8 protein-coding genes and 1 riboswitch are annotated in these 17,035 nt (G+C 47.2%); all 8 genes read right to left on the minus strand.

The window, feature by feature from the left end:
- Positions 1 to 75 precede the first annotated feature (75 nt).
- The 8 genes from treR to FE296_RS30165 all read right to left on the minus strand — a co-directional run bounded on the left by treR (position 76) and on the right by FE296_RS30165 (position 16,943).
- Complete coding sequence (treR, locus tag FE296_RS30130; protein WP_076249494.1) at positions 76 to 786, minus strand: trehalose operon repressor; 711 nt, start codon at positions 784 to 786, stop codon at positions 76 to 78.
- A 127-nt stretch (positions 787 to 913) separates the two neighbouring features.
- Positions 914 to 8,419 carry a fibronectin type III domain-containing protein gene (locus FE296_RS30135; protein ID WP_150367429.1) on the minus strand — a complete coding sequence of 2,502 codons (7,506 nt, stop codon included), beginning with the start codon at positions 8,417 to 8,419 and terminating at the stop codon, positions 914 to 916.
- Between the two features lie 158 nt (positions 8,420 to 8,577).
- Complete coding sequence (locus FE296_RS30140; RefSeq protein ID WP_150367430.1) at positions 8,578 to 9,600, minus strand: SDR family oxidoreductase; 1,023 nt, start codon at positions 9,598 to 9,600, stop codon at positions 8,578 to 8,580.
- 96 nt (positions 9,601 to 9,696) lie between these two features.
- Positions 9,697 to 10,122 (minus strand): cupredoxin domain-containing protein, encoded by a 426-nt coding sequence (locus FE296_RS30145; RefSeq protein WP_190945640.1) that lies wholly within the window; start codon positions 10,120 to 10,122, stop codon positions 9,697 to 9,699.
- A 429-nt stretch (positions 10,123 to 10,551) separates the two neighbouring features.
- The gene (locus tag FE296_RS30150) at positions 10,552 to 11,505 is read right to left on the minus strand and encodes an EamA family transporter (protein ID WP_150367432.1); all 954 of its coding nucleotides are present in this window, start codon (positions 11,503 to 11,505) and stop codon (positions 10,552 to 10,554) included.
- Between the two features lie 106 nt (positions 11,506 to 11,611).
- A riboswitch (purine riboswitch) is annotated at positions 11,612 to 11,722 on the minus strand.
- A gap of 83 nt (positions 11,723 to 11,805) precedes the next feature.
- Positions 11,806 to 14,019: a DEAD/DEAH box helicase gene (locus FE296_RS30155; RefSeq protein WP_124114423.1), complete on the minus strand. Its 2,214-nt coding sequence runs from the start codon at positions 14,017 to 14,019 to the stop codon at positions 11,806 to 11,808.
- The gene (locus FE296_RS30160; RefSeq protein WP_150367433.1) at positions 14,016 to 15,359 is read right to left on the minus strand and encodes an ATP-binding protein; all 1,344 of its coding nucleotides are present in this window, start codon (positions 15,357 to 15,359) and stop codon (positions 14,016 to 14,018) included. The genes FE296_RS30155 and FE296_RS30160 overlap by 4 nt, the downstream gene beginning before the upstream one ends.
- Before the next feature lie 6 nt (positions 15,360 to 15,365).
- Entirely contained in the window at positions 15,366 to 16,943 is a 1,578-nt protein-coding gene (locus FE296_RS30165; RefSeq protein ID WP_150367434.1) for a TerB N-terminal domain-containing protein, read from the minus strand.
- Between the last annotated feature and the right edge of the window lie 92 nt (positions 16,944 to 17,035).

Below are 17,035 nucleotides of genomic sequence, written 5' to 3' on the forward strand. Positions count from 1 at the left end.
TCCCACATAACCAAAGAGAGTACCTATCCACTGAATAATGCAGTGAAAGGTACTCTCTGATCGATCTTGATTAACTTATCTGCGACGTGCAAAATCCACAAATCTGAACTTGTCCGGTCGATGCCTCGACTCCGTATACTGAAATTGGCTGGCATCCTCCAGGTAGACTTGGCTCCTCACCACAACTACATTGTGGAAACCTTCAAGGTCAAGTAATTCCCTGTCCTCAGCGGTGGGTTCTTCCACCAAAATCTCTTTTTTGGCAAACGAAATGGAAAGCCCCAGCTCTTGCTCAATGTACTGATAGATGGAATCATTACAGATCTCTTTGCTGAGCCCAGGAACAAGCCGCTGGCTAATGTAATCTTTGTCCAGTATGACATGCTCTCCATCCACTTTGCGCACACGTCTGATCTCCCAGACCTGTTCATTCAGACCAAAGTTAATTTTCTTGTGCAACGCCTGATCCACTTGTTGCTCCTCGAAAACCTTCACATACGTTTGAGCGCGATGTCCCATTTTTTTGGCTAATTCCTTGAAGCTAACCAGACCTGAGATGGGAAAATCGATCTTGCGTATGTCCAGTACAATCGAGCCCTTGCCTTGAATCTTCTGAATATAACCTTCTTCGTACAACATTTTCAATGCTTTGCGAATAGTCTCTCGAGACGTTTGATAACTTTCCGATAGATCCAGTTCCGATTGAAGCAGCGTCCCTGCCTCAATCTCTCCGGTCCGAATACGATCTGCAATATCTTCATATATCCGGATAAATTTATTATTCATTATTCATCACCATTGTTCATTACCCTTTTTTATCATATTGGCAACCTATTATAACATTAAAAACCAATCAAGCGGTAATGTCCTTACTGCCGATGATTACAGTATCACATGTAAGAATCAATTCAATCTAGATATGACGATCGAACGCTGACGCTTTCTCCACTTGATCTGTACGCTTCTCATCCATAACTTGAATCAGCTTATTTAAACGGAAGATCAGCGCTGCAGCTTCGGATCTGCTTAAGTGCTGCATGGGACGGAAGCTGCCGTCTTCATATCCAGTAATCATGTACAAACCTGCAAGTTCCTGTACTTCTTCTTTGGCCCAATCAGATACATCAGTCTGGTCGGTAAACGCTCTTGGGGAAGTCAGCGGTTCCGGTCTGATTTTACGGACAACATTGGCTATAATCTTGGATGCCTGTTCCCGTGTCACCAGCGCATGTGGAGCGAATTTCCTATTCCCCATACCTTGGACCATCTCATGGTGAACGGCTGCCTTAATCTCAGGAGCAAACCAATCATCGTCGTTTACATCCTGAAATCCATGTTGTTGTTCATTAACCGCTGTATCCACACCCATCAGACGCACGATTAATGCAGTAAATTCTGCACGCGTGATCGGACGGCGTGGCTCGAAGCGAGTTTCACTTACACCTTGAATGATATTTTGTTCCGCAAGCCAGGTAATCTGATCTTTATTGAATGTTTGACTGATATCGATAAATTTGATACTTTTTTTCGCAGGTAACTCAGGTTGCTCATCAGAAGGTTCAGGTTGTGAACTCACCTCATCGGCTTGTTCCGATGTAACGTTTGGACTTGGGGTTGCACCACTACCGCTCCAGGCGGATGGTGGATACGGAAAAGTCATGGCTGCGGCCCGTTTGCTTTCACTTTTCTCACCTGCTGAATTCTCCGTCCATACAACCACCTCATAATGCTGCTCGGCATTCAGTCCTGTCCATACATGACTACGCTCGGTGCCACGGTAGATCTCACGATCTTTATGGGTGATCACAATCACCTCATTCATTGAATCCAGTTCCCAAGTTAGCTTAATCGTATTAGTACCTTGCGCTATGGCTGCTACTGTCAGTTCCTCGGAAGGCAACGTCTCGAATTCCGGAACCTTTAACGCCTCACCCTCCCCTGCCTCATTAAATGGAATAATTGCAAAGTCAGTATAACGCTCTGCACTGTTTAATTCAGACACATGTATGGATGTCTCCGCGGTCGTTCCCACAAGCTCTTCATTTCGATAGACTCGATAACCCGCAGCACCAGGAATCAGTTCCCACACAATGTCTGCACCAACCATTGAACGCCCCTCTATTACAGGAGGTGAAGCAGCACTACCGGGCAAAGTCATTGCATGAAGGTAATAACCACCATCACTACTGCCCGAAGCATTCATGGTCTTGACTGTATAGCTGTAGTTCACGCCCGGTTCAAGTTCCTTGTCGTCATAGAACATTTCGTCAGCAGGAACACGAGCAACCTCCACACCGTCACGCTCAATGATGAACTGCTCGGCACCTTCAACCCGGCTCTGTTCCAATAGAAGACGAATGTGGTCCTTCGCCGAATGATACTCCACTTTGACAGGAGCGGCTGGCTTGGTCAGGACAGAATACGCCTTCATCTCCGATACATCTCCCTGATCATTCTCTGTGTAAATTTCAATCTGGTACTGCTTGCCTGCATCCAGTTGATCAACAATAAACTCTTTTGTTTTGCCTCTATATACTTCAGTACCATTTAGCAATACAACGAATGTTTCGTTCCCATAAGGAAAGTCCCATTCCAGTTTGGCGTGATCAGTCTCGGGGTATATCTTTATTTCCAGTGAATCAACATGAGGCAAGGTGTAAAAGGGAGTCACGGTCATTGGGCTTCCTGAACCAGCCGTATTATAAGGAATAATCTGTACCTGATCATATCGGGTTGCACTCTCCAGATGAGTTAATCTCACCTCTGTGATATCCCCTTCTTCAATAGTGGTGATCATCTGATCTCCGATACGTATGGTATATCCCTCCGCACCTTGTATCTTTGGCCAAGAGATCAATCCCTCCTTTTCCCCAATCATGCTTGCATGTAAAGGTTCTTTAATGGTCGCAGGCAACGTACGCACGTGAACTTCGAAACCTGTGTCACTCTCACCCGTTGCATTCGATGTTTTGATGGTATACATGTAATGCTCTCCTGGTGTCAGTCCATGATCTTCAAATGAATCTTGATCTGCTGGAACCTTAGCGACTTCAACACCATCCCGCATAATGATCAATTGCTCTGCTCCCCGTGTAGAGCTTCCAGTCAGATCCAGCACCGCAGTCTGATCTGTGATGTATGTTATGCCTGCCGTCTGAGGTGATATAGGTTTTGTTAAAACCTGAATCTGAATAGACTCTGACCGATGACCATCTTCATTAATCGCGACGAGTTCGAATTCATACGCTGTGCCATCCAGCATGCTATTGAGATGTACAGACGGTTCAGAGACGCTCTGTACATCTCCCGTTACCCGATTATGAATTTCATATGCAGCCGCTCCCTTAACAACATCCCAAGCCAGATCCACCGCATGTGTTCCGGCTTTCACTGTTATACTTTCTGCAATCAATGGCAACGTTTGAGTCATTACACTGAAAGTAAGCGGCCCACTCGTTCCACTCGCATTAACTGCCCGAATTACATAAGTGTATTTTGTTCCTGGCGACAGATGCTTGTCTACAAATTGGGTTTCACTTGAATCCATCTGAGCGATCTCTCTTCCATCCCGTTCAATGACGTAATGATCTGCCCCTTGGACGCCAGTGTTACTGAAATCCAGACCCAGGCTGTTTTTTGCTACATCATATACTGCAACCTTAACGGGTTTCTCAGGCAAAGTCAGCAGAGATACATCCGTGGCTTCAGAACGGGTTCCCTGTCTGTTGACTGCCCATAGTTGATAATGATGCCAGGTTCCATCCTGGAGCCCTGTAATCATTGCTTCATTCTCCATTCCTCTATAGATCTCCTTGCCCTTCTGCTCAATCACGTATTCAGCGGCACCTTCCACGACAAACCAGGAAACTTTTGCATGATGTACTCCTGGATCAACAAGTACTTCGGCAGGCGACACAGGTTTGGACAATCGTATGAGCTGCGCTGTCTCACCTAGACCAGTAGCATTCGTAGCCTGAACTTCTAAAGCGTACTCTGTACCTGGCAATAATCCCTCAACCGTGTAGGCCAGTTCTGATGTTCTGCCCACTTCTGTTCCATTGATTTTCACAATATAGAGATTCGCCGTATCTACAGCTTGCCATGCAAGTCCCATACTTGTCTCATCAGTCGATGTGACATTCAGTCCTTCCGGCCTGCTAGGTAGCGTAAGGATTGTACTACCGGTGGATGCACCGTACCCGGCAGCATTGCCCGCCTGCACTTCATAGGTATACTCACGACTGCTTGACAGGTGGTGAACTGCGAGTTGTGTATCTGATATTTCATGGCTCTGTCCATCGATGTTCACCCGATATTTCGTTGCCCCAGCTACAGGTTCCCAGCTCAAAATTGCTCCCTGTTCAGTTACTTGAACAACGTGAAGTCCCGACGGGCTCTCTGGTAGTGTTGTTCCTGATACTGAGCTTCGTATACCTTGTCCACTCCCGTTCACTGCTTGTACATCCAGTTGATAAGATGTTCCTGAACTCAGTCCCGCAAAGACCCATTCCTGGGTTCCAGCAGGAACCGTTCCCGACTTCTCTCCATTCAACCATAATTCATAACGATCTGCTCCTCGTACTGCTTCCCAATTCAGACGAAGGCTCGCTGTAGAAGCATCTGATACCTGTAAGCCGGACACCTGTCCAGGTAACGTCCTGAGCAAAGGTAATCCTGCCAACGGTCCTGTTCCTGTCTCATTTCCGGCAATTAACGTATAGCTGTACTCCGTTCCGCTATCCAGACCCGAGTCCAGATACTCCGTCTGTTCTCCTTCATATATGGCTATTCCATCGCGTGAAAGACCATAATACGTTGCAGAAGTCACTGTCTCCCATTCTAATGAAATATCATGCTCCTGAATTTGAACGGCCATAAACTCACCGGGCATTGCCGGCAGTGTGAGGAATCCGGTTCTACTGCTTCCACCTGCTCCACTTTCATTCATTGCCGTTACCGAAATGTTATGAATGGTTCCTGGAACGAGGTTGCTGACATAGGGAAGGCTACTCAGATCAGATACCGTCTGATCAAACACGGTCACACCGTCCGCAGTTGCAGCAATGATGCGGTAAGCATCTGCTCCCTGTACTGAATCAAATTGGATTTCGGCCAAATTGGGCTGGGAATCTAATTTTCGAACATGCAACGTTCCGGGAGCTGCCGGGATCGTTAATACTTGAGCGCTAACTGCATCACTTACTCCGGTATGGCTTCTCACTCTAACTTCATATTCATAGACTTGACCACCGCTTAGAGAGTGATCGATTATACTGTGGTTAGGGTAGTCCAGTGTCCATGACTGTCCTGTCGTTTTATTCGTTATCTCATACTGATATCCATTGGTATACCTTCCCCCTGTTGGCAAATCCACTGTAAGTTCAGCTGATGTCTCAGCAATCTGTGTCATTCTCACATGACTCGGTTGCTCGGGCTTGCGTTGAATATGGTAAGGTGATGATGTTGTCTCATATGTATTGCCTGCTCTGTCCATGGTTTTGGCATGGATGTACCATATGCCTTCCGATTCGATGGATATTTTATGCTCGTCAGAGCGAGCTTCAAGCCAATGATCCGGTGATTCTGCACTGTTCGTAACTTGATAGAATCGTTCCAGTTCTCGAATGCCTGAGTGGGCGTCGGCATACTGAATGGTAGTGGATATATCCATGTCCGTCCAGCCATGTCCGTTCGATGCAAATGTAATCGTTGGAGCCATCTGATCCACATAGGCGATTCTACTCACTTCCTTGCTCACATTACCAACGGTATCTCTTGCTCGGGCTCGAATGGTGGTAGCACCGTTTGTACTAACTGTACCGCTACTTCCTGTCATATACGGGGCATCATTCATGCTGTATTCATAGGATATCGCTCGTTCATCGACACTATCAGCGATCGTGAATTGCACATGTTCTTTACTCCATCCAGAAGAACTTAAACGAATCACCGGCTCGGTTGGAGCTGTCGTGTCAATTCGAACTGTAGCCTGAGCGGACGTGCTTATATTGCCTACACGGTCAAGTGAGCGTGCATATATGATCGTTTCTCCCTCATCGGCAACCTTCACTTCGCCCTTGTAATCGATCCAAGGACCTTCTTTGTTAAGTCGATATTGGCTCTTGGCAAGCCCACTGCCAGAATCTTCACCACTGTTTATTGCAAAAGTTACATCCTGATTCGTCCAATCCTCTTCACTTAACGTAATCGTTGGTTGCTCAGGCCCAGTCTTGTCGATTCTGGCTGTTGCTGAAGTGGAAGCACTGACATTGGCGGCCCAGTCAACACTTCGTGCGTAAATCTCGGTTATCCCTTCTTCATTCAATGTAAAAGGAGCCTTGTAGTCGATCCATTCTCCCTCACTTCCCAGCTTATACTGTGTCAGACCAATGCCACTTGCTTCGTCCGTACCCTCCGTTAATGTCACGATTACCAGCGCTTTTGTCCATTCCGGCGGGTTCAACGATATGACGGGAGGCGTTGGTGCCGTCCGATCTACTCTGGCTGTCACAGCCGTTTCCTGTCCTGTATTACCAAACGCATCAATACTGCGTGCCATAACCGTTGTGTTGCCTTCACTGCTTACGGTAAACGGAGCGCTGTATTCACGCCATTCTCCTGCCGGACCAACTTTCACTTCAGTCTTCTGAGTTCCGCTTAAGGCATCTTTCCCCTCTTCAACCGTGACGAGAACATCTTCCTTGGTCCATGAGGATGGCGTGAGTGTAACAGAAGGAGCAGTTGGGCCCGTCGTATCTTTCATCATCTCTCCAGCGGATATAAATGGGGTCTGTATCCCTTCTCCATTCAGTGCCGCCACAAATACTTCATATTTTCCGTCCGCGAGTCCGGTCAGGGCAAACGCTGAACGTGTGGAAGTTGTTGTTCCCGTTGCGAGGACTTGCCCACCTGTGCGTATTTCGGTTTTGTAATGAGTGCCCGCAGGGTTACTATTATTATTCCAACTCGCTGTAACAGAGTTGCCTGATTGTGTCACAGCCGCAGCAGCGGGTGGATTGGCCAATGTATATTTGGTGGATGGACTGGAGTACCCTGTGAAGGAACCACTTGAATTTTTGGCACGTACAGCAAAAGAATAACTGGTATTCGGAGTGAGCCCTGTCACTTGCCGACTGTTTGACGCACCTGTATCCACGATCTGATTCGTGGTCATATTCTTCAGTTCATACGTAACGGATACATCATTCGCCTTCTTATCCCAATTTACCGTCAAGTTATTAGAATTAACCAATGAATATGTCGGCGTTCCGGGCACAACAAAACTTCTTACCGTAAAGTTAACGGTTCCTGCGGAGGATACCCCACCTTTGTCATCCATGACCCATACTTGCAATGTGTGTGTGCCATCTGGCAGGGTATCAGGCAATGTGTAATTGGTGTTGAAAGCCTGATTTGAACCCGTTGCGGTCATCTGGGTAAGAATGTTCTCGGACCCACCATCAATGGACCATTTCACGGTCAACAGGTCGCCTACATCCGTATCTCGCGTTTTACCAGAGATCTGAAGTTGCTCGCCTTTGTAATAGGTTTGACCCGAAGAGGGTGCTGTCAAGGTAAATGAAGGTGGAGCATTTTTGGGGCCAATCCCCACAATGGTTGAAAATTTACGTGAAGCCTGATTCGCTGTTGTCTTGGCGTCCCACCAAAATTGTGCAGCTGTATCACTCGCCGTAACGGTCTGGCCTGGAGTGAACGCTGAAGGTGAAGACCCTCCTGTGAGTTGGGCGCTGTCTGGGCTGCTGTACTGGCCCAGATATATGCGATCTGCATTCACAACATTGTACGTATTGGCATAAAAAGCCGTTACCTGAACACCACCGCTATAATTGCGCCATCCATTCTCTATGACTTCAAACGGAGATGCATCATTGCCATTCACCATCGTATCCCAATAAAACGTTCCACCCAAATTCAGTGCCGTTCCACTTCGGTTAATAGCTTCCAGTTCAACCTTCATGTAACCACCTTGTGAGGTAGCATTAACGATAGATACACGCAAAATATATTCCACATTGTCCTTTTGCCGGGACATTTCAATCACATTATTGTTAATTCGGTAATAATTCAGCGGCAATGTTTTGAAGTTCACAGGGGATCCGTTGTGGTCGATAATGGTGGATACATTCCCTGTATCACCACCGTAAAATACATTTGTGTTTGGTAGTAATACAATTCTGTATTTGCCATCACTGTTCATCTCTACTTTCACCTTGGATGACTGTACAGCCTTCATGCTGGACGTGTCGGATACAATCCCGATTGTTTCAACCGTTTCAGCCATTACCGTCGTTGCGCCCCATTCAAGCAACAGGGCTTGAGGTGATAATAATGCAAATGCCAGCACCACCTTGGTTAGCTGTTCCGCTTGTTTCTGCACACGTTTTCCTGATTTCTTCAACGTCTACTCTCCTTTTTGGCACACAAAAAAAGGAAGGCACCCCAACAAAGGAACGATGTCCTAAGTTGGGGTGCCTCCCCTAACAAGTGTCATTTTTTCTTGATTATAACGATTAAGCGCATGAATGTAAACACTTGATCATGATCGCCTTATACTTCTCATTTCTCATCTCTGATCTTTAATAACGCTTCGTCCAATGCGCCAACGACCTTGTCACACCAACCATCAAATTCCGGATCTTCGGTCTGTAATTCAGGATGCTCCAGAATGTGCTCAATCGTACGTCGAATGCCCTGATCGGCTCTTGTCGTTGCTACAAATTCCGGAACAAGCCGCTTCAGCTTACTGTTGTCAAATACAACGGTATTGGCTTTGTCACCCAGCAATCCGCCTCGAAGATCCTGGTCACTGCATGCAGCTAAGAACTCAGAGGGTACATGTACCGCATGAAGCTTAACGCCCAACACGCCAGCTATAATCTCATGAATCTGATTCCAGGTGACGGATTCATCTGAGGTGATATGTACCGATTCACCAATGGCATGGATATTTCCCATAAGCCCGATAAACCCTTTGGCAAAATCAGTATTGTGCGTAATGGTCCACAGTGAGGTACCATCTCCATGGATGATAACGGGTTTGCCTTCACGTATGCGCTTGAGAACCTGCCAGCTGCCTTGAGCACCATGAACACCAAGAGGTACCGATTTGTCGCCATACGTATGGCTCGGACGCACGATGGTCACTGGAAATCCATGCTCGCGGTATTGTTTCATCAGATAGTCTTCACATGCAATCTTGTTGCGAGAATACTCCCAGTATGGATTCGATAAAGGCGTACCTTCAGTGATCCGGTAATCAGCCAGAGGAGTCTGATACGCTGATGCTGAACTTATAAAAATAAACTGCTTTGTTTTATCCTTGAACAAACGGTAATCTCTCTCCAATTGAGACGGTACAAAAGCGATAAAGTCTGCCACAACATCAAATTCCAGATCAGCGATCAGTTCCGCTACACGTGTCTCGTCATTAATGTCCGCTTGAAGTACGTTGACCTCACTAGGTAAGTCATCGTTATGATTGCCTCGATTAATCAAATACAGTTCACAGCCTTGCTGTGCAAGCATCTCCGTAATGGCCGTACTGATGGTGCCTGTCCCTCCAATAAATAGCGCTTTCATTTCGCCACCTCCTGATCGATTTTACCCACTTTCCCATGATATCACGCACCAAAAAAAGGAGCAAAGCTCGGTGACCCGAAACCTTGCTCCTTCAACTTATACGACCTTAATCGTTGCATATATCATGTACATGCCGCAATGGATCTCATATTCTCCCTTGGGCAGATCTTTGTCTACCGTATAATAATTGGGTCCCTTTTGCATGTATAGATCCATAGCAAGCTTTTGTGATCCCACTGATTTCACATGTGTCACCGACCGGGTCAGAATAAAGTTAATTTTGGTCGGTACGCCAGCTTTCACCTCGATAACGTCTGGTCCAAAACCATCGTTGCTCACGTCCACATCAATGACTTCATATCCCTTCAAATCCTCTGGAGTCTCGGCTTGTGCTGTTACTGCACTTCCCGATCCGGGGGATACGTCTTTGCCCATAAAATAAACCAAAAATGATCCAAGCAATACAACAACGGTCAGACCCAGCGTTAACCAAGGCCATGTTTTTCCAAACCAGCTTTTCATATAAACACTCCTCATTCGATGTCCCATCAATATTCATCACAGACGGATGTATTCCTTAAGCATACCTGATTCGCATGATAATGAAAATGACCCCTCTGGGCTATTGTGGTTGAGCCATATAAATTGAACTAAAGAATATTTACAATGCAAACTCCGATGACAGAACAACCTTCCGATCGCTGTTATCCCCAGATTTTTTGATTCCTTTTATAAAGGGGAAATCCGGGGATAGCTTATGCTTCCGATGCAGCTTTCTTTCAGAAAGCTTTTAGGCGAACGCTCCGCTTCTTCAGGTCCTTTCTGTCCTCTCCGTTTCGTGTAAATGTTTAGTTCAATTTATATAGAATATTTAAATAAAAAAAGCCTGATTTCTCAGGCTTATCTACGGGTATTCCCGTTCATGCTTCGACATATCCCTTTTTGTATAACTCAGGAATATATCGGTGTATTCCGACTTCGTCTCATACTTAATTTATACAACTCTGGCAGGGCTACACCAATGAGCACAATGATAACTCCGAACCATTGCAATCCGCTGACATGCTCATGGAGCACGATTGAGGATAACAGTACTGCAATTGGAAGCTCAACTGCACCCAGGATTCCGGCCATATCACCACCAATATGCGGAACGCCGATAGCGAACAGTACGGGTGGAATGAATGCCCCGAAGAATCCAAGCAGCAATCCAAATACAAGCAACTGGCTCCAGATCAATCCGTTAAAGAGGAATGTCGGCGGGAACAAAATGCACAATAGGATCAATCCGCCTGTAACCATCCACGCACTACGGAAGGCTGGATGCGCTGAAGGAACCGCTTTGCCGCTGAACAAGACAAACAGGGAATAACTTACGGCTGCCATTAGTCCAAGAGCAATACCCAGACCGTTAAACTCACCCAATCCTTGTTCCAGGAAACCCGCTGCCAGCAAGGTTCCACCAAACAGAATGATCAACGTCAGGAACGTGACTTTGTCTGGACGTTGACGTTTGCTTATCGCCTGAATCAATACGCTAATCCATGTGAACTGGAACAACAGGATAATGGCAAGTGAAGCCGGGATATAACGCAAAGACTGATAATACACGAGTCCTGTAATTACCGTTGGTGTTCCGGCAGCCATCAATAATAGACGTTGTTTCCACGTCAACCGCTTGAATACCTGTGCCACGGCTCCTGATGTTTTGCCATTTGCCTGTGACTTGCGTTTTGTTCTAAATTTTGTGTATAGCGCCAGCATCCAGGAAAGAAGAAAACCCGTAATCAGCTGTGTTCCCACAACCTCTCCAAGTTTATATCCTTCGCCATACGCCAGAACCACAATCGTGGATAATATGCCATAGCTCATCGCTCCCGCGAGAACGGACAGATAATATTTCATTGTGAATAAACCTCCTGATGATAAGAAAAATACGCCCGCATGTTGGTTCATGCCAAGGTCACAGACACCATCTAAATGCAAAAAATCCTAACTACGAGCAAGGAATACATTGATTCCTTGGCATCGTAGTTAGGAAGTATAGGCTTCCCGTAGAGACCCTCGCCCTGTGTACACTTTCGGCCTGCGAGGTTATACGAAATGATATATGCAATTTGATGTATTTCGTGTGTGACGACTTTTCATATATTACATGGGAGGTGAGATGGTGTCAACCCTATTCCGCATAAAAAAACGTCAGGTTCAATTAGAGCCTGAGGAGTCCCACTCCAATGTTTGCTGTAAACCTTCCTTCAATCCATCCAGATCCAGCCCATCCACGGCAAAAGCCTCACGAATCAAAGGCGGCGCGACAAATTCATCATACTTGCCCAGATAAGGAGCTTCATCTTCAGCCAGCAACGCAGATGCGTCTTCAGCCGTCCGACACTCACTCATGATCTCGGCTAATAATGTTCGTTCATCGACCTTGCCGGACACCACAAAATAATATGGCTCCATGGGCACAACGGACCGCAAGGCAAGTTTCTTGGACAGATTATGCTTCATCAGGCGCTCCAATGTACGGAATGATTTACTTCCCACCCAAGGAAGAACATACATCGAATCTCCCCCTGCCGGAATGACAACCTGCTTCAACAGTCCGCTTTCACGAGCTAGGCGGCGCGCCCGTTCAAGTCGATTGACGGCTTGTGGTGACAGGTAAGGATAGATCACTGAGTCGGACAACACTTCACGCATTTTCTGTACCACCGACGTATGAATATCTCCTCCCGCTCCAAGCCATAACGTATCTACCTTACCTTTTGCAGACTTCACATACACAGCCTTGTGCTTGTGATCGACCTCTTCCACTTTCCACAGTTTTCCTGCGAGCGAGAAGCAATAACCAGGCGGGGGCACGGTTGTAATGGAACCAATCTCTTCCGAACCGTTTAGTACTTTATGTTCCTCATCGTCTTTAAACACGGCGTAGAAGCGATAATTATTCACAATTTTCTCACCTGTCAGACCGATGATCAATGTTCGATCCTCTGTCCATTGCAGATGATCCGTCTCAATGAGGTAATTCAGGAAAACCTGATATTGATCAGGTCTAATCAACGCAAATGGAGCAAGCGAAAGGATGGCTTCTGCAAGATCTCTCGGCTCCGCCTCTCCCATACTTTTCAACATGCTCATCGTCTGATGGTAGAGCACACCTATGGGCATTTTGCGGGCTTCAAGCGGCTCGACCCACTTTGTTTTTACATATAGTTCGATAACAGCAATCGCACGCATCAACGTCCACGGCATACGTGCTGGCAATTGGGCTTCCTCATCCTCTTCCTCAGGACATACAAAAAGCATCTCCGATGCCATGTCCTCTCGTCTCCCCGAACGTCCCAGACGCTGTACAAAGCTGGAAGCACTATACGGTGCACCGAGCTGAACCACACGCTCCAGTTCGCCCAGATCGATACCCAGTTCAAGCGTGACCGTTGCCGCAGCAACCGCAGGCCCCGATCCGGTGCGCAGGGCAGCTTCCGTTTCCTCCCTCAGCATGGCGGAGATACTTCCATGATGCACATGGAACACATCACGCTCTTGCCTGCGAGCCGCGACCCGCCGCATCTCAAGTATAGTGACCTCGGCGTCGGTACGGCTATTGGTGAAGATCAACGCTTTTTTACGATGTGTGCTCTCATAGATGAAGTCGTAGTACGCTTTGCGTGCGTTATGAAGCTGCTCCGCCTGCTCCTCATCCTGCGCATCTGGAAAAGAGAAATGTTCCACCCGCAGTCGCAGCTTGCGACCACCTGGAGAAGAGACCACATCCACTCCCTGCTGCGTTCCGGCAGCAAGCCAAGATGTAGCCGCATCATAGTCACTAAGTGTAGCCGACAATCCAACTCTTCGAGGTGCACAGCCAGCCATACGCTCGATTCTGGCAAGCTCGCTGAGTACTTGAATCCCCCGATCCGCTCCCATGAAGGCATGTACCTCATCAATGATGACATAGCGCAGATCATGAAACAGCGCCGGGATCGCATTCGGTCGATTCATGAGCAGACCTTCCAGCGATTCTGGCGTAATCTGAAGCACACCGGACGGATTTTTCATCAGTTTTGTTTTCTCCGCCTGAGGCACATCCCCATGCCAATGCCAAACCGGAATATTTCCTTCGGTTAACAGATCCTTAAGACGTTCGAATTGGTCGTTAATCAGGGCTTTCAGAGGTCCGATGTACAAAATGCCCACTGATTTGGAAGGCCGTTCATGCAGCTCGGTCAATGCTGGAAAAAAAGCCGCCTCCGTTTTGCCGGAGGCCGTGCCTGCCGCAATCAGCATATGATGCGGGGTATGAAAACAGATATTGCAGGCCTCGATCTGAGCAGGCCGAAGCGATTCCCATCTTTTTTTATAAATAAATTCCTGCACGAATGGCGCCAGCCGATAGAATGGATTATCACTCATAATTCAAACTCCGCCAGAAAGTCGTCCAGATCATCCGAATTTGCGGCAGTATCCGCCCCTTTGCCCGTTTCCTGAGGTTTGGCAGCCCGCTCACCAAGTAATTGAGTATAAGTCACTTCGGGATTCTGGTGGAGCGTATGCAGTACATCCATAAAGTCCCGTACCACTTCACGCGTGGTCAGCAATTCATCCGCCCCCAGTCGATTCACCGCCGTTTGCATAAAATCAACCAATTGTTCATCCGTCAGACTTGCACTGTATCCAAAATGCAGGGCATGAATCTGTCGCAGCTTCTGGAGCAGAATCAGAATCTCTTCATGTGATAACATCGCCAGCTTCAGGATCGGACCTGTGTAATTCGCATACGCTTTAACTGCATAACGACCATCAATAAGCCTGGAGCGAAGCGCTTCATAGCTGTATAGTCCGCGCCGTTCATCCTCCACAAATTGCGGCGTACCACCTACAAATATGCCCAGGTGCTCTGCCTTGCCCTGCATCGTATCATTGAACATGGTCAGCAATTTCTCATAGTTGCTTTGACGGGAGACACTGTTTGTAATTTTGTACAGATTCACCGCTTCATCAATGAACAACAGCAATCCTTTGTAACCAATGCGCGCTGTGAATTCAGACCACAATTTGAAGTAGTCATACCAGTTGTCATCGTCAATGATAACGCCAACAGCCAGTTCTTTTTTCGCTTCCGTTTTGGTTGCAAATTCTCCTCGAAGCCAGCGTAGAGCCGCCTGTTTGCGATCATCATCAGCGAGCTTGTACCCGTTCCAGTATGACGCCAGTACTTTGGCAAAATCAAAGCCGTGAACCAGATTCTGCATTTCCCCCGTCACCGCATAAATCTGTTTCTCTACCTCAAGCGGCAGAGCGGGATCATCCGGGCGCAAGTTCTGACTCTGCATCGTGGATTGTTGCAGCCCTGCGATCCATTTTTGCAAAATCGGCTCCAACGCTCCCCCATCCGGGCGTGTGCGTGTAGACAGACGAGTCATCAGTTCGCGGTATGTGGCAAGTCCCTGACCTTTGGTTCCCACCAATCGACGCTCTGGTGAAAGATCGGCATCTGCCACAACGAAATCACGATCCATCGCATAGTTACGAATCATCTGCAAAAGAAAGCTTTTACCGCTGCCGTAACGACCCGTAATGAGTTTAAACGCTGCGCCTCCCTCGGCGATATTGTCCATATCCCGCAAGATGGCTTCCACTTCCGGTTTCCTACCAACAGCAATCTGCTCCAGTCCTATGCGCGGGGCAACACCAGCTGTCAATGAATTTACAAGTGCGGTGGTCAGCCGCTTCGGTATTTTAAGTTCTGTCACTGCGTATCACCTCTTCACATGTTCGAACACATCTATATAATCAGGAACAATCCGATCACCATCAATCAGAAGATCACCGATCGTTTCCATAGCCACATCATTAATTTCATCCAGCAGAAGCGTAGGCATCGTTCCATATTGCTCAGCCAGACGCATCAGCTCCGTATCTGGACTTGCACCAAGTAGAACATGAATCGTTTGCACCTGCTGAGGGGAGAGTTCCTTGGCAAAGAGCAGCCATTCTTCATCCAGATCAGCCTCAGCAGACTCATCCCACTGCAACCTAATAGATTCTACTTGCGCTCCTGTTGCAATCTCTACTGCGGATGGCTCCGACTCCATGGAACCTTCAGTTGGAGCGATCTCATTCCTTGCTTCCAGTATATCGAATGAATTACTTGCTACATTTGCGTTGTTAACCTCTTCATCCTTCACTTCAGAAGGGTGATCATCCTCAATTGTAAGCGCCAATCGCACGTACTCACTTTCTTGCTGTAACGATGCCAATTTTTCCGTATCAATACGAATCACCGGTTGTTCCACCGTCTCGGCCTGCTCAGTCGCATATGCTTTGTCCAGGTAACGTTCAATGAGATTTGCAAGTTCAGGCTCTAATGCCTGTCCACGCAATCGGCCTCTGAATCCGAGCAGTTCTCGAAGTTTATTTTCAGTACATCGATAGATCCGCGTAACCATCTGTACAAACTCAGCTTGTTCACCTATGGGCATATATCTGAATGATACCGATCTTCCATAGATCGAATCATCATAGACCGCTTTGCGAAACAGTACGCGCTCCACCGTGCGTTCATCGTTGGGTTCAGTCTCAGACAACAGTCCAACTTGTCGCGTACGTTCCAGGTACGAATGAACCAAGGCCATGACCCGTGGAACATACTGCTCCATCACTTCTTTGCCGCCATCTCTATAGAACTTACTGAGTGTAATATCGTAATCATAGTATCTTTGCAGCATATTCAGCGAAATATCCGATACCTTCTCCTGTAAAATACGTTGCAGCTCCCTATCCAGCATCTCGGCTGGCAGATATCCACCCGAAAGGCCCATGACCTCGGATAAGGACATCTCCATCTGGTGGACCAGCACATAATCGACCATCCATTCTTGCATATATATATTTAATTGGGGCAGCCGTTCACGGTAGTTCACCCATAGCTGCTTCAATTGATCATAACCATCCTGAGCATTCTGCCAGCCAATGCCGTTAATTAACTCGTAGATATGAACAAATAGATAGGACAGATCGGTATCCGGGTATCTCCCCTGACGTACTTCCTTTCTCCAAAACATATACCACTTGCGCTGGGCTTCGTTCATCACGCCATACGTTGGCCAGTAACTCATAAAGGGAACCCACGGGGATACATCCCCCTCCATCTCTACCCACTGCTTTGCTTCCTCCACAAAACGTTTCTCTGAGGACAATATGCCTCCACGATGCTGCATCGTATCATGTGCAGACTGCACAATGGTTGAACGATCAGGAACCGGAACTGCTGCTGTTTCAGGTTCTTCACTCAGATCTATCTCCATAAATTCCAATTGTCTTGAGTTGTCTTTCATAGAACGTTATCTCACCCTCCTCCAAGAGAGAATACGAACAAGTGTATCCATAGGGATCATTATATCACTTGTCCTGCGTCTGCGGTGATGAA

Source organism: Paenibacillus sp. UASWS1643 (genome assembly GCF_008693195.1).
GTDB classification, from domain to species: domain Bacteria; phylum Bacillota; class Bacilli; order Paenibacillales; family Paenibacillaceae; genus Paenibacillus; species Paenibacillus amylolyticus_B.